We start from the raw sequence: 20641 nt of genomic DNA on the forward strand, positions 1-20641 counted from the left end.
ATCAGCCAGCCAGAGAAATGGTGCAGGTGGTGCCGGCAACTAAGGTTACATCCGACGGAACATCGATCAGTTTGATACGAACCGGTACGCGCTGCGCCAGACGGACCCAAGGGACATTCGGCTTAACATTGACGAGTAAATCGCTATTTGTATCGACGCTTTGATCGTAAATGGCGCGACCGATACTTTCCACTACACCCTGAAGCGGTCTATTTCCATTATATAAAACAATATTTGCCCGGTTGCCTTCTTTGATATGTCGTAATTTGGTTTCTTCGAAATAACCTATTACGTAAAAGGAATGAATATCAACCAAAGCGACTAATGGAGTACCCGCGGTAGCATAATTTCCGATGCGCGTTTGTAAATTGGTTATATATCCATCAGTCGGTGTATAAATACGGGTTTTACTCAGGTTCCATTTAGCCTGTTCCAGATTAGCCAGCGCGCCCTGATATGCCGCTTTCATTGCCTGAGCTGTTAAATTGGCAATATCCAAGTCTTCGCTTGATATGAGGTTTTTAGGCAAATGTTGACGTCGGGCCAATTCATGATTGGCCTTATCCATATCTGACTGCGCTTTATCCAATACGGCCTGCGCGTTATCCAGCGCCAGTTGGAACGGCATCGGGTCTAGCTCGAATAACAGGCTGCCGGATTTTACTAATTGGTTGTCGTGTATCGCAATTTGAATAAGTCTGCCGGACACTTCTGGTGTGATGTTGACTAATTCTGCGCGGACTTTTCCATCTCGCGTCCAAGGGGACTGCATATAATAATTCCACATCCACCAACCAGCGAACATAGCGATAGCAAAAACGATCACGCTGGAAAAATATTTTATCGATTGATATTTCATCTCAATTTACCAACTGGCTAAAATCCACAAAGAAATGCTGACGGCAATGACAAAAATAGACAAATCCATTAACATTGGATGCCAGATCTCGCCAGAGTAGATCCAATTCCGTAGTAAATGATGGATCAATAGCCAAAATATCAAACCTAGCATAACCGCCTTGAAGAGAGGCGGGAAATAGATCGAGGCACCCAGTACCCAGTCCGTTAAGGGTGATGCTGTTGGCACAGAAGTTACTTGCATTGGGTTAATCCTTAGGGGTTAAATTTAAAGAAATCTTCACCTTTTCTAAAGGATTTCTCGTATTTATTGCTATTAACACTGCATCGGCGGTATATATACATTTGTATTTTTAATGTTAATTACCCAAAATAGACTGGACTCTGGGAGTTATGCTAGCACGCTAATTAAAAGGAGGGGCAATTGGAATCGACATTAGGATCTGATTTAGCACGATTAGTTCGCGTTTGGCGCGCTTTAATCGATCATCGATTAAAACCGTTGGAACTGACCCAGACACATTGGGTTACGCTCCATAACATTAGTCGTTTACCACCGGAGCAATCGCAGATTCAACTGGCAAAAGCGATTGGTATCGAGCAGCCATCGTTGGTTCGGACTTTGGACCAACTGGAGGATAAGGGATTAATCACACGGCATACTTGTGCTAACGACCGCCGCGCCAAGCGGATTAAATTAACGGAAGAGTCGTGTCCGATTATCAAAGAAGTCGACGACGTCATTAAAGCAACCCGAAAGGAAATCTTGGGGGGTATCTCAGAGGAGGAGGTTATTTTGTTATCAGGTTTGATAGTGAAACTTGAACAAAATATTATTCAATTACAAAGTAAGTAAAAATAATAAAGTTCTAATAATCTATTCACAGCAAAAGAAAACAACCGGGGATCAATGCGATCCCCGGTTTTTTATGTCCGCGCCAAAATTAACGTGGGCTAACGGTCACGGTGCTACCGCTGCTTGCCAGCATCACACGCTGGCCAACGCTGAAGCGAGTTGGGCCTTGTTTCTGAACCACCAGAATAGTGGTGCCGTCGTCTTTACGGACTTCCAGCTGAACGCCATCGGTACGGTTCATCGCGCCCTGTACGCCCTGACCAGCAACACCACCAGCTACAGCACCCGCTGCGGTTGCCAGACTACGACCGGTACCACCGCCAACGGTGTTACCCAGGAAACCACCCAGCACTGCACCACCAATAGCGCCAATTACGTTGTCGCCGTCACCGCCTTGAATGGTTACCGGACGAACAGAAACCAATGTACCGTAAGTCACGGTTTGCACTTGCTTGGCCTGTGACGCGCTGAATACATCACCAGACAGCGTGCTGTTGTTCGCACAACCGGTCAGAGTAACCGCTGCGATAGCAATGACGAGTAAAGGCTTAATCATAAAAACTCCTAGTTTAAAGTGCATAACCGATATCCGGTTCACTATGTCCTGTCTACCCATACACGAAACCAATTAATTTCGGGTATAGATAAATTATGGCTGACCCCAACAGTTATTGCATCACATTGTAGTTATCGCACCACACTGTATCGAAGCACATTGTTGGTTAGTTGGTTGGTAGCCTAACGTGCATTCCCTTAATCAATATTAAACGGTGGTTTAAATTTCTAAAAGTAGGAAATGAAAAAGAAAAAAATCCTCCATTTTCTGTGAGCTGTCTGGCAAAACCAGCCTTGCATTATATAGGGGAAGACCGCGCGGGATACACTCTAAAAACTACATCTTTTCATGGTGTTAATTTTATTATTCTGGTTTAGTAACCTCATGGGGTGTTTGTTGTTTTTTTTGTCATTGTACTCCCGCAGCGGGAGATAAGGTCATTGCTATGAAATCAGGCCGCTTTATTGGGGTGATGTCGGGTACCAGCCTGGATGGAATCGATGTGGTTCTGGCTGCGATCAATGAGCGAATGGTGGCGCAGCAGGCCACTTATAGCCACCCGATACCGCTTCAGTTGAAAAAAGATATTCTGGCGATGTGTCAGGGTCAGGAAACCACTTTATCGGCGGTGGGCAGGCTGGATGCGCAGTTGGGCACGCTGTTTGCCGAAGCGGTGCTGGCGCTGATGAAAAAAACCGGCGTGTCGTCGCAGGATATCACTGCAATTGGTTGTCACGGACAAACTGTTTGGCATGAACCGGTGGGAGAGCCGGGTTTTACTATGCAGTTAGGGGATAATAATCGCATTGCGGCGATGACGCAGATTACTACCGTCGGGGATTTTCGGCGACGGGATATGGCCTATGGCGGCCAGGGGGCACCGCTGGTACCCGCTTTCCACCACGCATTGCTGGCGCATAATGCCGAGCGGAGAATGGTGCTGAATATTGGCGGTATCGCTAATTTATCCATGCTGATCCCTGACTCTCCAGTCAGAGGTTTCGATACCGGCCCCGGAAATATGTTGATGGACGCTTGGATTTGGCGTCATCGCTCGCTGCCTTACGACCGTGATGCCGAATGGGCGTTGAGCGGTAAAGTCAATCAGCCGCTATTGCAGCAAATGTTGTCCGATCCTTACTTTGCCAAACCTGCGCCGAAAAGTACTGGGCGGGAGTATTTCAACGCCGCCTGGCTGGAGCAGCAGCTGCAGATGATGCCGCGAATTGCTCCTGAAGACGTGCAGGCGACGCTGGCAGAGCTGACGGCGGTGACCATTGCTGAACAGGTTCAACTGGCGGGAGGGTGTGAACGTTTGCTGGTGTGTGGCGGCGGTGCGCGGAATCCGCTGTTGATGGCGCGAATGTCGGCGATGTTGCCGGGAACTGAAGTCTCTACCACCGACAGCTTTGGCGTCAGCGGCGACGATATGGAAGCCTTGGCTTTTGCCTGGTTAGCATTTCGTACGCTTTCAGGTTTGCCGGGCAATTTGCCGTCGGTTACTGGAGCCCGCTGTGAAACCGTTTTGGGCGCGATTTACCCAGTTATACAGCCAGGGCGATAAGGCGAGGCTTTTAGGATATTAGGTGATTCAATATATTCTGTAATTCAATATATTCGGTAAGTCCAGCCTACGGGTGGTAGGCTGCGGGAAACGCTTATGAAAGGAGATAAGGCGATGAAATCCGTTTTAACGGCGCTTGCCGTACTGACTTTGGCAGGATGTAGCCAGTTTTTACAAAAAAGTGAAACTTTGCACTATCAATGCGGTGGTACCCAGTTGACGGTAGCCCTGGATAATAAGCAGGATAAAGTTAGTTTTGTGATGGATGGCAAGCAGCTGAATCTGCCGCAGGTGGTTGCCGCTTCTGGCACCCGATACAGCGACGGTTATTATACGTTCTGGTCGAAAGGTGACAGCGCCTTTATCGAGCGGGGCGATAAAATCGTGATTAATGATTGCGTGCTAGTGCCCTCGAAGTGATTAACCCGTAGATACAGCTGCGACGTCAGGGCGATTGAGATCCTGGCGTCACAAAGGCACAATAATAATCCACTGAGTTTCAGCGCGTTACAGAGTGTATATGACTGAAAATAATGAGTTTGATGTTGCAGACCTACGACGTGAATATACCCGTGGCGGTCTGCGCCGCAAGGACCTGACTGCTAACCCGCTGGATTTATTTGAGCGCTGGCTGAAACAAGCCTGTGAAGCGCGTCTCGCAGACCCGACGGCGATGTGCGTGGCGACCGTTGATGCCAATGGTCAACCTTTTCAACGGATTGTATTACTGAAGCATTTCGATGATGAAGGCATGGTGTTTTACACTAACCTTGGCAGCCGTAAGGCTCAGCAATTGGCTGAAAACCCCCATATAAGCCTGTTATTCCCTTGGCATACGCTGGATCGTCAGGTGATTTTCCTCGGTAAAGCCGAACGTTTGTCGACCTTCGAAGTCCTTAAATATTTCAATAGCCGTCCTAAAGATAGCCAGATAGGTGCTTGGGTTTCTCAGCAATCCTCGCGAATTTCCGCGCGTGGCGTGTTGGAAAGCAAATTTCTGGAGCTGAAACAAAAATTCCAGCAGGGAGAGGTACCGGTGCCTAGTTTCTGGGGCGGATTCCGCGTTCGTTTCGACTCGGTTGAGTTCTGGCAGGGAGGCGAACATCGCCTACATGACCGTTTTCTCTACCAACGAGACGCCGATACGTGGAAAATTGACCGTTTAGCCCCCTGATAACGATGAAATATTGAGGTTAAACCTAGCGCTCGCGGGGCGAGCGCTTTATTCTATACCCTTCCTTGAACGCATCCCGTTGGGGTGCCATCTGGCACGCAGGCATTACGCCGATAAACGACAACATTTCCCGATGGCAAGTGTTCCCGTTAAACGTTAACCAGATAAATATATTGCATAAGACAATGGAGTCGTTAATGACTAGCAGCAACCTGATTAAACAATTGCAAGAGCGGGGCCTCGTTGCCCAGGTTACGGATGAAGACGCGTTAGCAGAGAGACTGGCGCAAGGGCCAATTTCACTGTATTGCGGTTTCGATCCTACCGCAGACAGCTTGCATTTGGGTCATTTGGTTCCGTTGTTGTGCCTGAAGCGTTTTCAGTTACAGGGTCACCGCCCGGTAGCGTTGGTGGGCGGGGCGACCGGCCTGATCGGCGATCCTAGTTTCAAAGCCACTGAACGTAAGCTGAACACCGCGGATACCGTTAATGAATGGGTAGAGAAAATCCGTCATCAGGTTTCTCCGTTCTTGGATTTCAACTGCGGGGAGAACAGTGCTATTACCGCCAACAATTACGATTGGTTCGGTGGCATGAATGTGCTGACTTTCCTGCGTGATATCGGAAAACACTTCTCTGTTAACCAAATGATTAACAAAGAAGCGGTAAAACAACGTTTAAATCGCGATGATAGTGGCATTTCCTTCACTGAATTCTCTTACAATCTGTTGCAAGGCTATGATTTCGCCTGCCTGAATAAAGAGCATAATGTGGTACTGCAAATCGGCGGTTCCGATCAGTGGGGCAATATCACCTCCGGTATCGATTTAACGCGTCGTCTGCATCAGCAGCAAGTGTACGGCCTGACCGTGCCATTGATTACCAAAGCCGACGGCACCAAATTCGGTAAAACCGAAGGCGGCGCGGTATGGTTAGACCCGAAAAAAACCAGCCCGTACAAGTTCTACCAGTTCTGGATTAACACCGCGGATGCAGATGTGTATCGCTTCCTGAAATTCTTCACCTTTATGAGTCTGGAAGAGATTAATGCGCTGGAAGAAGAAGATAAAAACAGCGGAAAAGCGCCGCGCGCTCAGTATGTACTGGCTGAAGAAGTGACCGGCATGGTTCACGGTGCTGAAGGTCTGGCTGCGGCAAAACGTATTACTGCCAGTCTGTTCTCCGGCAACCTGAACGACATGACCGAGGCCGACTTTGCCCAACTGGCGCAGGACGGGATGCCGGCGATTGAGTTAACCCGCGATGCCGATCTGCAACAGGCGCTGGTGAATGCGGAATTGGCTCCTTCTCGCGGTCAGGCACGTACCCTGATTGGTTCCAACGCTGTGACCATTAACGGCGAGAAACAGGCGAACCCGGAATACACGTTTAGCGATGCGGATCGTCTGTTTGGCCGCTTTACCTTACTGCGCCGGGGCAAAAAGCATTACTGTCTGGTGAGCTGGATCTAAATCGGTGTGAGAACAAGGGGCCTGGTGTCCCTTGTTTTTTATGGTCAACGATTAACTGCGGGCAAACACGCAGTGATGATGGTGTTACTGAAAGGGCCGAGCAGCCCCTAACTTTAGGCCGTACCGATGAAAAATATACTTTCCATTCAATCCCACGTTGTTTTTGGTCATGCAGGCAATAGCGCTGCAGAATTTCCTATGCGCCGTATGGGCGTTAATGTCTGGCCGCTAAATACCGTTCAATTCTCCAATCACACTCAGTATGGTCATTGGACCGGCTGCGTGATGCCAGCCAGCCATTTGACTGAAATTGTGCAAGGCATTGCCGATGTTGACCGTTTGAAAGACTGTGATGCGGTGCTGAGCGGCTATATTGGCTCACCGGAGCAGGGCGGTCATATTTTGGCTACGGTTAAACGTGTGAAGGAAGCCAACCCGCAGGCGTGGTATTTCTGCGATCCGGTGATGGGCCATCCGGAAAAAGGCTGCATCGTCGCACCGGGCGTGGCGGAATTCTTCTGTAAACAGGCATTGCCGGCCAGCGATATTATCGCGCCTAACTTGCTTGAGTTAGAAGAGTTGAGCGGAACGCGAGTGGAAAACGTCGAGCAAGCCGTGACTGCGGCTCGCGGCCTGTGTGCTAAAGGGCCAAAAGTGGTGCTGGTTAAGCATCTTAGCCGCGCGGGTTATGACCTGAATAGTTTTGAAATGTTACTGGTCACGGCGGAAGATGCCTGGCATATCAGTCGTCCGTTGGTGGATTTTGGCAGCCGTCAGCCGGTGGGCGTCGGTGATCTAACCAGCGGTCTACTGTTGGTTAATCTGCTGAAAGGCGAAGCGTTAGATAAAGCGCTGGAGCACGTTACCGCCGCAGTTTATGAAGTGATGCTGACGACCCAGCAAATGGGCGAGTACGAATTACAAATCGTGGCTGCACAGGATCTTATCGTCAATCCGGTTCATCAGTTTACGGCAGTAAAACTCTAATCATTTTCCCCCGGCTAAAAGCGCAAGTCTGCCATTGCCGGGGGATATCATTCATTCTTTACGTTGCTTACTTCAGACCTTCCGCAACCAGAGCGCCGTCTACCGCTGGGCGTGCCGCAACCCGCGCGATATAGGCCGTCAGATTTTTATACTGCGGCAGATCGAACTGCATGGCTTTTGCCCAACCCAGAATAGTGAACAAGTAGGCATCGGCTACGCTGAATTTATCACCCAGCAGGAAATGATGCTTCGCCAGCACGCTATCTACATAAGCAAATTGTTTGTCTAAGCGCTCACGGGCGATGGTTTTGTACTCGTCCGGCGTTTTCGGGTTGAACAGTGGGCTGAATCCTTTGTGCAATTCGGTGGCAATATAGTTTAACCATTCAATAGCATGATAGCGAGCAAGGGTGCCTGCGGGGGCGATCAGGTTGCGCGATGGCACCTGGTCGGCCAGATACTGCACAATGGCTACGCCTTCGGTTAATAGGCTGCCATCATCCAACACCAGCGCCGGAACCTGTCCTTTGGGGTTGATGGTTAAGAAGTCTTTGCCGCTTTCAGTTTTCTTGGTTGCCAAATCAACGCGTTCAACGCTGAAATCTAGCCCAGTCTCACGCAGGACGATATGTGGTGAGAGGGAACAAGCGCCAGGTTTATAAAACAGTTTCATCAACAAACTCCTTAATAGTGCACGGGGCGGACTAACGGAATACAGCATTAGCCATACTAGGACAGTCGTGAGGGAAAATCAGCTATTGAATTAACATATTTAACGGTAGGAATCATAACAATCCGATAGTGGCGGAGGATGAGCTCCGCTACCAGAAATTGGGTGCCCAGTCAGGCAAAAACCTGACGGGGGAAAAACTCAACGTGGTGGACGGCTGCTGATGGAAGAGGACCAGCTAAAGGTGGTGGTGCTCGGTGCGGTTTTTTTGGTTTTTTTCTCAGGACGGTTGGCTTTGGCGACCAGTGCTCGGGCTTGCATGATTTTTTCGATGGCTTCGTCTTTCACTTTGTTTTGTTCTGAATTGGTGAGTGCGCGTCCCATGTTGATCCTGGCTCTATCAAGTTGGGTTTTCACGTCGCGTTGTTCGCTTGCGGTCATTTCTTTTACAGTCAGCTTTTTCATTTTCGTCGCCTTATTTTTATTTTTCCCAATTAGTGTACAACCTTATTTGTCGGGGCGATGTAAGAGATTGCGATCTCACCGATATTAATATGATTCAAAGGCTGTTAATGACCCAAAAGCAGAGAATTTGCTATCCAGTGTTAGAAAATCAGAGATAAAAAGATTTATTGTTGTCAGCTATTGCTGGGAACGACCCGGTAATGAATTAGATCGCGGCGGGGAAATTTCAGGGCAATTAAGCGGTAATCCATTCAGCCCCTGTTGGTCATGGGTAAAACTAATCTGGTTAGCCCCCTCACTTCGCACGATTTTCAGAACATAAATACTGTCAAAATCAGTATTTTCCCATTCGGGTATTTGTGCCAACTCGCCGTTATACTCGGTCATTAATGCCTTAGTGATAGCCATGATTTCATGATGTGCCCAGGAAATAAGCACCTTGGCGCTTGAATATTTTGATTTTTGTAATTGGTTGATAAGCCAGCCAGTTTCTGACTGACCGACACGGATATTTATCGGCATATTGAAGTAAATAGCCGTTGGTTCAATGGTCGCCAACGGGCGGAGATAATAAAAGAAGTAGCCGAAATCCGCTTTTTTTCGCGTTGGGTCTGGGGCGAATATAAAGTCAGGTTTGCCATACTTATTTTTTATCACTTTAGGTAATGCCAAGGAACGATTCAAACCCTGACAATTAATCTGCCCCAAACCGGCCTCAGGTTTCTCTGCATGACGAACGAAAATCAGAGTCTGCTCAACAATCCCATCCTGTATAGGAATGGCGCTCATAGCGGGGATGGAATTGCAGATAAGGGGGGTAGAAATAAGCGCAATAACGAATGTTCGATGTATATTCATAAGGTTAAGCTCTCTATTATCAGTCACATGGAAGATAAAATAGAGATACACCCTGCGACGTAGAAGATCTATGGCGCAGGGTGTCGGTATAAGAATTGGTCAGATTAGCCTGACGCCATAACCCCATAACAGAACGGTAAAACCGAGTAATAGCTCCAGAACCAGTACACCGATGGCCAGCGTTGAGCTGGAGAAGATAAAACCTTCACTGCGGTCGATATTCAGGAAGGTTGGAATGCCGATGTACATCAAATAACCGGCGTAGCACAGCCCGACAATCCCAGCGAATAAGCACAGCCAGAGCAACGGATAAACCGCTACAATTCCACTCAGGAACATCGGTGTGGCGGCATAACCGGCGAACAAGGTGCAGCTTTGCCAGCTTGGGCGGCTTTCATAGCGGCGCGCCATCCAGTAAATCACTCGCCCCATTAAAGCCACGGCGGCAAGAATCATCACATAGAAAATCACGGCGGCGTAGAAAGCGGTAAGCGGGGAGATTTTAATCACCTGACCTTCACCAAAATTCCACCCCACTCTGGTGGTGCCAATAAATGCGCAGATTACGGGAATTGCAGCCATCAACAGGACGTGGTGAGTGTAAAAGTGGGGAATACTTTCCGACTCACTTTTGATTTGTTTCATTTCCTGGCTGGGATGCACCAGAAGTCCCCAAACATGATTGACCATGAGATACCTCCTTGCCCGTTACCGACTCTCTCACGGGCTGATTTAACCTCTATGCCATACTTCTTCTGCCAAGGCTGAAAATCATGTCATGTCTGAAACTACTGACGTATTTTGCAGCCGTGATCACAGTATAGTTTATTCTTAGTACAGGTTTGTTTCTGCTGCGGTGCGATAGGCGGATTTTACTTATTTCTTATCGCGCTTCTGATTTTGGCTGCGATATGGGCGACATTTTTAAGCATATTGCGGATATTACGCATAGGATTAATGGTATTGTTTTCCAACTAAACCGGCTGACTCGGCGGGCGTCTATTTTCAAAATACGAGGGTGTATTTTTCTACGGAGGTATTATGGCTGCATCAGAAAAGAAGGGGCGAATTGATAATATTGAATTTATCGTGGGAGATATCACTCGCTCAAAAAATTTCTACGGTAATCTGTTTGGCTGGCACTTCACCGATTATGGCCCAACCTATTGCGAATTCACCGATGGTCGCCTGACCGGCGGTTTCACTACAGATGGGGTCGTGACAGCAGCCGGTGGGCCGTTGGTAATTTTATATACTGATAATCTGGAAGAAACCGAAAGGCGAGTCGTTGAAGCTGGCGGCGTGATGGTTAAACCGATATTTTCCTTCCCCGGTGGTCGTCGCTTTCAATTTCTCGACCCGGATGGTTACCAGTTAGCGGTATGGTCGGCGGAGTGAAAAACGACAAGGTAGAAATAAAGTTTCCCATGGCGGATTGCAAAATATTAAAACCCACCCGATTAGCATTATTGCTAATGTGTGAAGATAACAGGGATGCGCCGACTAAACGCCCATAAGTGGGAAACATAAATAAGCTGAAGATACATAGGGATTATTGGTCGGGAAGAATAATAAGATCAGAATAACGGTGAAAACTTCTGAACTGATGCTACTGTCATCAGCGATGAATCAATAGTGGCGCGAATTCACCGTCGAGCAGTGAAGCTGTTGCCGCCGCATAAAAATAGTGCGGGAGCCTGCTGTATGTTCAGGTGCAATACCTGAGTTAATATAGGTACTAGAATCGGAATAATGAGAAACGGACTAAAGTTGGCAATGCCGGTGGCAAGGTTAAATACCAGCAGCGGTTTATGTAATACCAACGAATGACTATCTGGTTTTGTAGGCTGTGGAACTTCGGCTATACCAAACCTCACGGCACAGGTAGCCATGGCGCAAATCAGTGCCACGCTCCAGAAGGTATAGTGCCAGCCCAGATGATTTGCAGTATAAATAACACTGGGCATCCCCACGATACTGACGCAAGAAAATGTACGAATAACCATAGGAATCACTTGAGCTCGCGCTTCGGTGGCGGTCACATTTACTAGTCACCCGAGCGCCACTCCCAATGTCATCCTATCAAACAATCCGGCTGAAATTCTTAACGCCAGCGAAGCGGCAGCGGCATTACAGAGCATTGGCCTAGCAATACTGGCCGAGTTTACCTGTCGCAACAATATTGCCGCTGGGCGTTTAGTGGCAGTTAAGCTCGAAAATCCCCTGCGCCGCTGAATCTATGAGCCGTATATTTAAACCGCGAGTTTATGTCCGTCAGAATTCGATCTTGACTTGATTTGCTACCGCAGCGTTTGAGTCAGTCATTTTATCCCGTTATCAATTTTCAGGTCATCCCACAGAGTGACTCATTTCGCTGATAGCGTGAGAATATTGTTTTTCCCCAAATCAGACGATGAAGGGCGTAGTTTTATTGAGCCCGGTCTTTATTTGAACTTTATACAAAGAAACGATTTTGAATACTTCAGATATCAGCAATAGCGTTAGGCTAACGGCAAGAATTCTAATGTTGAATTCTTTCAGAACCGGCGTAATCATCGAGAGAGAGGGAATAACTAACAACAGGCGGAAAGGCTCCTGAATAAATGCTGCTTTAATGGCATATTGACTGCGAGTCAGAAACAGAACGGTGGTAATTATCAGCGATATTTTGAAAATGATCGATAGGGTAATCATTGCGTAAATCAGCGGGTACTTATCAAAACCGATTTCTAACAGGTACTGCACTTCAGCTACCAAAGGAATTCTTTCCTGTAGGAAATACTGTACACCAATATATAACACAGCGTAGAGATCCATCACCCCCCAAAAAAGAAATGTCCGGTTTCTTAAATTCATGGTTTATCCGTTGCTTAAATTGTGATTGTACCGCTTATTATGGCGCTCACTTTACCACGTAATTCATTTAATAACATAAGGTTGAAAGGGGGATTGACCGGACTTCCTTCAGCTTTAATCGGTGTTTCCCCCTGTCAGTGACGCTATTTTTATGCATTAACAGACATCCGCAGAGCGCTTAATTCGGAGGAATAAGGACTGTTTCCTCGCAAAATGCCTTGAGTGAGACCCGTAAACCTAGGTCAGCGCTATAGTTTACAGGTGGGTTGGGCGCGTGGGAGTACGGATAGAAATATGCATAAATTTGTTTTATAAACGTGAGATGGGGATATCTTATATCTATGGCACATTAAACTTAAGGATATTGCCGTATGGAATTCAAAGATTACTATGTGGTTATGGGCGTGGAGCCAACGGCCTCGCAGAAAGAGATCAAAACGGCTTATCGCAGGTTAGCGCGTAAATATCACCCGGATGTTAGCACTGAGCCAGATGCGGAAAGTAAGTTTAAGGAAATCGCCGAGGCTTACGAAGTGTTAAAAGATGCGGAACGGCGAGCTGAATATGACGAACTGAGGCTACATCGCAACGATCCTCATTTTGGCCAGCAGGCCGGTTATCATACCGGTGGGCAACAGTGGCAAGGTAGAGCCGGTGGCGGTGATACCCATGATTTTTCTGACTTCTTCGAATCTTTCTTCGGCAATCGCGGCGCCTCTGCTCATTATTCCTCCCATCAATCCTCTCAGAGTATGCGCGGGCAGGACATTGAAATGGAGCTGCCAATCTTCTTGGAGGAAACGCTGTCCGAACAGACGCGCGCCATTCAAATCCCAACGTATGATGCCCTTGGCAGAACCGATTCAACTAAAACGCTGAAGGTGAAAATTCCCGCTGGCGTCGGGGATGGCGAGCGTATTCGTTTGAAAGGGCAAGGCGTTCCGGGATTAGGTGGCGGTGCCAATGGCGATCTCTATCTGGTCATTCGTATCGCTCCGCATCCGTTGTTTGATATTGATGGGCAGAATTTACAAATAGTGTTGCCGCTCGCACCTTGGGAAGCGGCGCTGGGAGCCAGCGTTGAAGTTCCCACTCTCACAGGGAAAATCAATCTGACTATTCCATCCGGTAGTCAGAGCGGTCAACGGTTACGAGTGAAGGGGAAGGGGCTGGCGAGCAAAAAAGGCACTGGCGATTTGTATGCGGTTCTCAAGGTGGTTATGCCGCCAAAACCGGACGAGAAAACGCGGGCACTGTGGCAACAACTGTCTGAACAGGCTGCATTTAATCCTCGGACTGGATGGGAGTAACAGATTATGGCCGAAATACAGATGACTTATACGTTGACTGAATTATGTCAGACCACCGGAATTCTGCGGGACGAATTGATAGAAGTGGTGGCGCTGGGAGTGATTGTTCCGTTGGATCCCGGTGACTCGCTCTGGGTATTTGACGCAGAAGCGTTAATTTATCTCCAGCGCGCCCGTCGATTGCAAAATGAATTAGATCTGGATTGGCACGGTGTGGCGATGACCTTGACGCTACTGGAGCAAGTTGAGCAGCTCAAGAAAGAAAATGCACAATTGCGTCGGCAACTGGATCGTTTCGTCCTGTTATCTTAACCAGCGCTGAATAGGCGGGTTGGTCAAAAAGGCGTACCAGCCTGCCTATTCGGGGAATTAATAAATTTTACTTTTAAAACAATAGATTAAATTGATTTAAGCCCCAATAAGTTGAACGTAACGTCATCAGTCCGCTTATCAACAGGTGGTCATTCGGAAAACTTGCAGCGTGGATATCTCGCCAGTAGGTCGAAAATGAGGATAACGATGACAATCGCGGTAAGTTAATACGAAATGAAATGCGCGCGGTGCTACCCATCCAGTATCCGTCGGTGAGGGATGTCAGGGGCTGGTGGCATTGACCTAAATGATTACTGCAATGGCATACGTCTGACTTTCAGCAATATATGGCACTTTAAATAGTCAGAAGACAATAGCAGAATCAGGTTGAGGGCCAGAGTCTGTGAACCCGTGATAGACAGGATTGTCGCGATGAATGATAGGGATGGGATAGCTAAGAGAAGTCGGAAGGGTTCTTAAATCAAAGCCACGAGAATGATATGTCGGCTTTTTCGCAAGAATAGATATGCCGTAACTCGCGTTGATAGTGATAACCCAATCGATAGCGCAATGCATAACGGATATTCGCATTGCCTCACGCGTCAATATTCTTGATATCACTATCAATGGCGATTCGTCGCTCGGACAAATTAACTGATATAAATCTGACTAGGTAGTCAACGTCTAAGAGTCCCCAAAATATAAACACTTAATTCTTGAAGCTTATCTTAATTATCCTTGCAGGAGCCGATTTTCGACGCCGTCATATCCATGGTTTATCATTCCCACCGTAAGACGTAAAACAGTAGGTGTTCGCCGTTGTCTGATTGCCACCTTACGAGTATCGACTTGATGTGTGCTCAATAGGGTTTTGCATTAAACCTAAAGCAAAAAACGCCTCATAAGGAGGCGTTTTTACTAACGACACTAACGGGTTGCTTATGCAGCAGTGACCGGAGTTACGTCTTTATCTTTCTTTTGCAGGTCTAATGTCATGCGATGCAGTTTTGGCGCGGTCAGCATCATCAGAATGGCGATGATGGCGGTGACAATACCGATTTGCATAAATACATGGCTGTAGATAGCGAGGGAAGCATGAGCATCAGGCACATCGCTTGGCACCGCTGTCAGGGCGGCAACTTTACCGGCGATCAGTGCCGCAGCGGCGGTGGTCAGGAACCATGACCCCATGATGAAACCCATCAGACGTTGCGGAACCAATTGTGCAACCATCGCCAGACCCAGACCTGAAATCATCAGCTCACCGATACTTTGCAGGGCGTAGCTCAGAATCAGCCAGTTAACTGACACAATGCCGTGTTCGTTGGCAAAACTGGCGCCCCAAGGCAGAACCAGGAAGGCCGCGGAGCACAGGATCATACCGAAGGCGAATTTGTGCGGCATCGGTAATTTATCGCCCATTTTGTTATAGATCGCCGCTAGAACAGGGCTGGCAACCATAATCCAGAATGGGTTCAGCGCCTGATATTGTTCAGGTTCAAACGCCAGACCAAAGATTGAATGCTCAACGTTATGAATCGCGAAGAAGTTCAGGGAAGTTGGCATCTGGCTGTACAGCACGAAGAACACCACGGCTTCCAGCATCAGCAAGAAAGCAACGATCATCTTACGACGAGCGGTACCGTGCAGAGAGAAGGTTTCTTTGGCGAAGATAATGATGATACCTAGGGAAACCAGCGCCAGCGCCCAGCGAGCCACGGTTTGGTTGTGCAGCAACCAAGTAGACAGCGTCACCAGCGCAACTACGCCAATCAGCACCATAAGCAGTTTTCTGAAATGCAGTGGCGCGAAGTCTGGTTTAGAACCTTGGTTTTTCACCCACTTACGGCAGAACCAGAAGTTCACCAAGGTGATTAGCATACCGACCACACTCAGAGAGAATGCCACGCTCCAACCGTATTTTGCCGCCAACCACGGAGTGGCCAGCATGGAGAAGAACGAACCGATGTTGACGGACATATAGTACATGGTAAATGCACCGTCCAAACGCGGGTCGTCTTTGTTATAGCAGGTTGAAAGCAGGGAGGACGGGTTGGCTTTAAACAGGCCATTACCTACGGCGATGGTCGCCATGCCGATATACACCCAAGTGATATCGTGTCCAGAATAGGCCACCATGGTGTAACCCACGGCCAGTGTCAGCGCGCCTAAGACGATCACGCGTTTTGCGCCAAGCACTTTATCACCCAGCCAACCGCCGATGGCAACGAAGCCATAGACCAGTGCGCTAAATGATGAGAACAGGGTGATAGAATCGGCTTCGCTCATCCCGAGCATTTTCACCAGATAGACGGCCATGATCCCTTGCAGGCCGTAGTACCCGAAACGTTCCCAAAGTTCGATGGAGAATATGAGGTAAAAAGCTTTCGGCTGTTTGAAAGCATTCATACTGATGTTTTCAGGTTCGTTGCTGTTGTTGTTTGCAGTTGTCACAGGGACCTCTAATTTTTACTACCGGCCATAAAATGACAGGAATTTGCAAATGTGATGCGCGGAACGGCATCCTTTTGCGTTGTTATAAGATGAATGGCGGCGGTTAATGTTCACTATCTTTGTCAATGAGACAAGCGCTTTGTAATACTCTGTTACATATAAGCAGGGTAGAGGAATAAACCCATGTTACAAATGTTATGCAGTATTAACGTTTATGTTTTCGCTGTTTGCCGATTTTTTATTTTGATTAAAAGCTGAGCGGATTTTATTTAGTGATATATTCTGCTATTTGACTCATCAATAGTTCATCACATTGTGCATGGTTAAATGATCCGCTAAATGTTGTGCATATACAGGATTTTCCATAATTATCCAAAACTGAGTGAATTGTTATGCAACGGAATGCGGTTGACCTGATAACGAAATGTGATCTAGTTATCAAATTTAAGTAAAATTTTGTCTTGCAAACTCCCCGTTGCTGACTCACAGCCTGAAACCCATCTTTTTGACAGGGTTAATCGCGATGAACTTCACGAATCGGCTAAAAATTGCAGAAAGTCTTATTTGCCTGCTAAATGGTTTTTCAACTTTGCTTGAGGGCTGCTTGATTGGATTTAGCTAAATGTAGATAAGTGTCGCTGAATGCGGATAGCGCAGTTTAGGTATGCTACGCCGTAAAACCGCCTGAGGCCGCTGAGATAGAGTCGCAAAATGATATACTGGAATAAATAACGCGATATTGAGCGCAGTAATGGATATCAAACAACTGATCTATTTGTGCAATCTGGAACAGGCTCGTCATTTTGGGCGGGCAGCCGAGGCCAGTTTTGTCAGTCAGCCGACTTTGTCGATGCGTCTGAAAAATCTGGAGCGAGAACTGGGCGTTTCGCTGATCAATCGGGGCAATAATTTCGAAGGTTTTACGCCAGAAGGGGAACGCGTGCTGGCTTGGGCGCGGGAGATTGTTTCGGTTTATCAAGGGTTGAAGCTGGAAGTCGAGTCACTTAAACACGGTTTGAACGGGACTCTGCGGATTGGCGTAGTGCCGCAGTGCAGCATTTCACTGTCCGGCTTGCTAAAACGGATCAGCGAGCGCTATCCACAGTTGGACTATCGGGTTTCGGTACTGAGTGCCGATCAGCTATTGGAAGCGTTAACGGGTCACTCAGTGGATGTGGGAATAGGTTTTTTCGAGCTGACCACGCTGAATGAGCTTCATTTTCAGTCTCAGCCTTTGGAAGACAGCGGCGTAGATTTGATTTTTCATCCTCAGCACTTCCCTGATTTGGTGGATGAAATTCCGTTGTCACTGGCTCAGGTCGCGGAATTACCGCTGTGTCTAGCGGAGCCGACTCGTTATTTCCGTCGTTATCTGGATAACAGCTTTCGCGACGCGGGTTTCGCTTTACATGCGCGTTTGGAAACGACCTCAATATTTCAATTATTACAGGGGATTTTCGTCGGTTTAGGCTGCGGATTGTTTCCACGTGGAAGTTTGTTGGAGGACATGTCACCGGCGCTGATGCGGCGGCCGGTGAATATTGTCAGTATGAGTCGCCGTGCGGCGGTGGTTGTTGCCGAGCCAAGTCGCGTGACGCCGCTGGCCCAGCATTTCTTTGACGCAGCCAGAGAGTGGCTGGCACCGATTTAATCGGTTCAGGCCTACTGCAATGTGCCGTGAGGCGACCCCAACGTTTGTACTAATCGATTGGTCCAGCCTGCTAGCGCTACGCTGAATAAGGTATCCAGCAGTTGCAAGGGTGAAAAACCGCGTTCTAGCAGCGGAGCCAGTATCGGCGGACCAAATCTTTCTGGCGCGCGGGTTAATTCCGCCGCCAGTCGAATTACCGAACTTTCCAGTGATTCCGTCGAGCTTTGGCTCAGGTTTTGGCTAATGCCTGACTGCAATTTATTGATGAGAGTAATGTCTGGTTTTATTTGCAAGTAGCGTTGACGATGGTGAACCAGGCAACAGGCGCTGCCGTTGATTCGTGCACTGACCAGCGCCGCCAGTTCCAGTAACGCTGGTTGTGGGTGATTGTCGGGAGCCCGTAACCGCAAAAGAAGATCAGCGTAAACCTGCTGGCTATGAGGATGCTGATTTAACACATCGGTTAAGGTCAAGTTTTGTGCCTGTTCCAGCGATTCCGCCTCACAAAACCGATTCGGCAGCCAGGCCTGCCAGCCCTTCACTTCATCACTAAAATTCGCGCTTTCCGCATCTTCCATTCGAGGGAAACCGGGCAATATCACCGTGGGATAACCCGCTAGGGCAGAAATTGCCGCGACGGCTCGCGCCTGATAGCCGACAAAGCCGACAATTTGCGAGAAGATAATAATATCCAATGATGTCAGCCCAACATCGCTAAGCTGCTGTAATGCGCGGCGGTTTATCAGCGTCGGTTGACTGGCTAACTGGCGGGCGTATTGGGTGAGTAGCGTCAGGCGAATATTGCTTTCTCGCGAAGCGTCATCGCTGGATAACGGCATCAGACGCTCGGCATAGTGATTACACAAACGTTGAACACCGGTAACCTGAGCCACGATCAGGGCGCTGCTTAAACGGTCGTATAGAGACAGAGTCAGATCGGCAGAGAGGGAAATCTGGGCTGGGAACAGCGTTTGATACATGCGGTGCGAAGCCCGCAGCGTTTCATCGCGCTGCTGCAACAAATCCTGTAAGTCCGGATTGACCTGCGCATCCAATCCTAATAAGAAAGGGCTTTTATCAGAAAAAGCATTAGCCAGATTATCACTATTGCTTAAAGCCGAAAAATCATCGTGTCCGTAATGGCCGCCGGCACAAACCCCCTCCCGTAAAGCGTCATCCGTCATGCTACGCTGAGTCTCGTGATACCAGTGGGCATTATCCTGACGTCGAAACTGCACCATGAAGATCTCCTTGTTTTACTGATAAAAACGGCAGCGACAGCTGCAGGGGCTGTAGCCGAATCAATTGAGCAAACACAGAAGAACAACAAATGAACGTTGCCAGATAAGCAGTTGCCGGATATATAGCAGAAGACCGGAATTGGCATCGACATCGGTAAGATATCCTGTGGTTCGATGAGGTAAACGCAGTGGATATCATTGCCGATCGGATTAGCGAGATAAAATAATGTTAAACCATATTCCATAACCAAAAGTAATAACATCTGGATTGATAGAACAAAAATGGCCATAACTTTGCCAAAAAACGATTAAATGATGGAATTAATCGGAGCAAAGAACAAATCGAAGCCAAAAAAAATCCGCTGCAGTGAGGCAGCGGATTCGGATAACCTTGAGCGAATAAATCAGCTACGGATTATTTCAATTCCAGTTCGTTCATCGCAGCGATGCTGAAACCGCCGTCAACGTGCAGGATTTCACCGGAAACGCCAGCCGCCAGATCGGAACACAGGAAAGCGGCGGAGTTACCCACGTCTTCTGTGGTCACGGTGCGACGAATTGGGGTGACAGCTTCGCAGTGAGCCAGCATTTTACGGAAATCTTTGATACCCGATGCCGCCAGAGTACGGATTGGACCAGCAGAGATACCGTTAACGCGAACGCCTTCAGGACCCATAGCGTTAGCCATGTAGCGCACGTTAGCTTCCAGAGAGGCTTTCGCCAGACCCATAACGTTGTAGTTAGGGATCGCACGCTCAGCACCCAGATAAGACAGGGTCAACAGCGCGGAATTCGGGTTCAGCATAGAACGGCAAGCCTTGGCCATCGCCACGAAGCTGTAAGAGCTGATGTCATGAGCAATACCGAAACCTTCACGGGTTACGGCGTTAACATAGTCGCCATCTAACTGGTCTGCCGGAGCAAAACCGATAGAGTGAACGAAACCATCAAACTTAGGCCAGGTTTTTCCCAGTTCAGCAAACATGGCGTCGATGCTGGCATCTTCAGCTACATCACAAGGCAGGATCAGGGTAGAACCCAGCTCTGCCGCAAAGCCTTCAACGCGGGATTTAAGTTTTTCGTTCTGATAGGTGAAAGCCAGTTCAGCGCCTTCACGGTGCATTGCTTGTGCAATACCGTAGGCAATAGACAGTTTGCTGGCTACGCCAGTAATCAGAATGCGTTTGCCGGTTAGAAAACCCATAGCAGTAATCCTTGTGGTCATTGTTGCGTGCTGACGCGAGTGGTGACGAATATTAAAACAATTTGTTGAAACATCGACTTAACCAGCGCGTTTTGCGTTAATAAACCGAGCGATTCTATCACGCCCGGACTGAATATGGTGCTTTTCCACTGC

At 48.1% G+C, this 20641-nt stretch carries 23 protein-coding genes; 11 read left to right on the forward strand and 12 right to left on the reverse strand.

Annotation, left to right across the window (positions count from 1 at the left end):
- Position 1: 1 nt before the first annotated feature.
- Complete coding sequence (locus tag AD970_RS13885; protein ID WP_049600175.1) at positions 2-859, reverse strand: efflux RND transporter periplasmic adaptor subunit; 858 nt, start codon at positions 857-859, stop codon at positions 2-4.
- A 6-nt stretch (positions 860-865) separates the two neighbouring features.
- A complete protein-coding gene (locus AD970_RS13890) occupies positions 866-1102 on the reverse strand; it encodes a DUF1656 domain-containing protein (protein WP_049600178.1) in 237 nt (78 codons plus the stop codon).
- A gap of 180 nt (positions 1103-1282) precedes the next feature.
- On the opposite strand from AD970_RS13890, the gene slyA reads away from it, so the two are divergent.
- Positions 1283-1714 carry a transcriptional regulator SlyA gene (gene slyA, locus AD970_RS13895; RefSeq protein WP_049600181.1) on the forward strand — a complete coding sequence of 144 codons (432 nt, stop codon included), beginning with the start codon at positions 1283-1285 and terminating at the stop codon, positions 1712-1714.
- A gap of 88 nt (positions 1715-1802) precedes the next feature.
- Here the strand turns inward: slyA and AD970_RS13900 are convergent, their stop codons facing one another.
- A complete protein-coding gene (locus tag AD970_RS13900; RefSeq protein WP_049600184.1) occupies positions 1803-2270 on the reverse strand; it encodes an outer membrane lipoprotein in 468 nt (155 codons plus the stop codon).
- A gap of 445 nt (positions 2271-2715) precedes the next feature.
- Between AD970_RS13900 and anmK the strand changes: the two genes are divergently transcribed.
- The 5 genes from anmK (at position 2716) to pdxY (ending at position 7467) form a co-directional block, all read left to right on the forward strand.
- Positions 2716-3834, forward strand: a complete 1119-nt coding sequence (gene anmK / locus AD970_RS13905; RefSeq protein ID WP_049600187.1) for an anhydro-N-acetylmuramic acid kinase — start codon at positions 2716-2718, stop codon at positions 3832-3834.
- Between the two features lie 114 nt (positions 3835-3948).
- Positions 3949-4254, forward strand: coding sequence for an MliC family protein (locus AD970_RS13910; RefSeq protein ID WP_084728161.1), 306 nt, complete (start codon positions 3949-3951; stop codon positions 4252-4254).
- 100 nt (positions 4255-4354) lie between these two features.
- Entirely contained in the window at positions 4355-5008 is a 654-nt protein-coding gene (gene pdxH, locus AD970_RS13915; protein WP_049600193.1) for a pyridoxamine 5'-phosphate oxidase, read from the forward strand.
- 197 nt (positions 5009-5205) lie between these two features.
- The gene (tyrS, locus tag AD970_RS13920) at positions 5206-6480 is read left to right on the forward strand and encodes a tyrosine--tRNA ligase (RefSeq protein WP_049600196.1); all 1275 of its coding nucleotides are present in this window, start codon (positions 5206-5208) and stop codon (positions 6478-6480) included.
- Positions 6481-6606: 126 nt separating this feature from the next.
- The gene (gene pdxY / locus AD970_RS13925; protein WP_049600198.1) at positions 6607-7467 is read left to right on the forward strand and encodes a pyridoxal kinase PdxY; all 861 of its coding nucleotides are present in this window, start codon (positions 6607-6609) and stop codon (positions 7465-7467) included.
- 67 nt (positions 7468-7534) lie between these two features.
- On the opposite strand, the gene gstA is transcribed toward pdxY, so the two are convergent.
- From gstA to AD970_RS13945, 4 genes are all read right to left on the reverse strand, one after another.
- Positions 7535-8140 carry a glutathione transferase GstA gene (gene gstA / locus AD970_RS13930; RefSeq protein WP_049600201.1) on the reverse strand — a complete coding sequence of 202 codons (606 nt, stop codon included), beginning with the start codon at positions 8138-8140 and terminating at the stop codon, positions 7535-7537.
- A 198-nt stretch (positions 8141-8338) separates the two neighbouring features.
- A complete protein-coding gene (gene yjbD / locus AD970_RS13935; protein ID WP_049600203.1) occupies positions 8339-8602 on the reverse strand; it encodes a DUF3811 domain-containing protein in 264 nt (87 codons plus the stop codon).
- A gap of 177 nt (positions 8603-8779) precedes the next feature.
- Positions 8780-9511, reverse strand: coding sequence for a hypothetical protein (locus tag AD970_RS13940; protein ID WP_235786934.1), 732 nt, complete (start codon positions 9509-9511; stop codon positions 8780-8782).
- Positions 9512-9559: 48 nt separating this feature from the next.
- Positions 9560-10150: a Yip1 family protein gene (locus AD970_RS13945; protein WP_049600207.1), complete on the reverse strand. Its 591-nt coding sequence runs from the start codon at positions 10148-10150 to the stop codon at positions 9560-9562.
- Between the two features lie 351 nt (positions 10151-10501).
- Here AD970_RS13945 and AD970_RS13950 point away from each other — a divergent pair, with 351 nt between their 5' ends.
- Positions 10502-10858 (forward strand): VOC family protein, encoded by a 357-nt coding sequence (locus AD970_RS13950; RefSeq protein WP_049600209.1) that lies wholly within the window; start codon positions 10502-10504, stop codon positions 10856-10858.
- A gap of 248 nt (positions 10859-11106) precedes the next feature.
- On the opposite strand, the gene AD970_RS13955 is transcribed toward AD970_RS13950, so the two are convergent.
- Complete coding sequence (locus tag AD970_RS13955) at positions 11107-11502, reverse strand: MFS transporter (protein WP_049600212.1); 396 nt, start codon at positions 11500-11502, stop codon at positions 11107-11109.
- Between AD970_RS13955 and AD970_RS19690 the strand changes: the two genes are divergently transcribed.
- Positions 11492-11695: a hypothetical protein gene (locus AD970_RS19690; RefSeq protein WP_157045530.1), complete on the forward strand. Its 204-nt coding sequence runs from the start codon at positions 11492-11494 to the stop codon at positions 11693-11695. The two genes, AD970_RS13955 and AD970_RS19690, sit on opposite strands and share 11 nt — an antisense overlap.
- Before the next feature lie 171 nt (positions 11696-11866).
- On the opposite strand, the gene AD970_RS13960 is transcribed toward AD970_RS19690, so the two are convergent.
- On the reverse strand, positions 11867-12316 hold the full coding sequence (locus AD970_RS13960; RefSeq protein ID WP_072080654.1) for a hypothetical protein: 450 nt from the start codon (positions 12314-12316) through the stop codon (positions 11867-11869).
- 371 nt (positions 12317-12687) lie between these two features.
- Here AD970_RS13960 and cbpA point away from each other — a divergent pair, with 371 nt between their 5' ends.
- Entirely contained in the window at positions 12688-13626 is a 939-nt protein-coding gene (gene cbpA / locus AD970_RS13965; protein WP_049600217.1) for a curved DNA-binding protein, read from the forward strand.
- A gap of 6 nt (positions 13627-13632) precedes the next feature.
- The gene (cbpM, locus tag AD970_RS13970; protein WP_049600220.1) at positions 13633-13938 is read left to right on the forward strand and encodes a chaperone modulator CbpM; all 306 of its coding nucleotides are present in this window, start codon (positions 13633-13635) and stop codon (positions 13936-13938) included.
- 939 nt (positions 13939-14877) lie between these two features.
- Here cbpM and dtpA read toward each other — a convergent pair.
- Positions 14878-16392 carry a dipeptide/tripeptide permease DtpA gene (gene dtpA / locus AD970_RS13975; protein WP_049600222.1) on the reverse strand — a complete coding sequence of 505 codons (1515 nt, stop codon included), beginning with the start codon at positions 16390-16392 and terminating at the stop codon, positions 14878-14880.
- A gap of 751 nt (positions 16393-17143) precedes the next feature.
- On the opposite strand from dtpA, the gene AD970_RS13980 reads away from it, so the two are divergent.
- The gene (locus tag AD970_RS13980; protein ID WP_049600225.1) at positions 17144-18043 is read left to right on the forward strand and encodes a LysR family transcriptional regulator; all 900 of its coding nucleotides are present in this window, start codon (positions 17144-17146) and stop codon (positions 18041-18043) included.
- Between the two features lie 11 nt (positions 18044-18054).
- Here AD970_RS13980 and AD970_RS13985 read toward each other — a convergent pair whose 3' ends face one another.
- Both AD970_RS13985 and fabI read right to left on the reverse strand, forming a co-directional pair.
- Positions 18055-19284 (reverse strand): CMD domain-containing protein, encoded by a 1230-nt coding sequence (locus tag AD970_RS13985; protein WP_049600226.1) that lies wholly within the window; start codon positions 19282-19284, stop codon positions 18055-18057.
- 415 nt (positions 19285-19699) lie between these two features.
- Positions 19700-20488, reverse strand: coding sequence for an enoyl-ACP reductase FabI (fabI, locus tag AD970_RS13990; RefSeq protein WP_049600227.1), 789 nt, complete (start codon positions 20486-20488; stop codon positions 19700-19702).
- Positions 20489-20641 lie beyond the last annotated feature (153 nt).

This window comes from Yersinia nurmii (assembly GCF_001112925.1).
GTDB lineage: Bacteria > Pseudomonadota > Gammaproteobacteria > Enterobacterales > Enterobacteriaceae > Yersinia > Yersinia nurmii.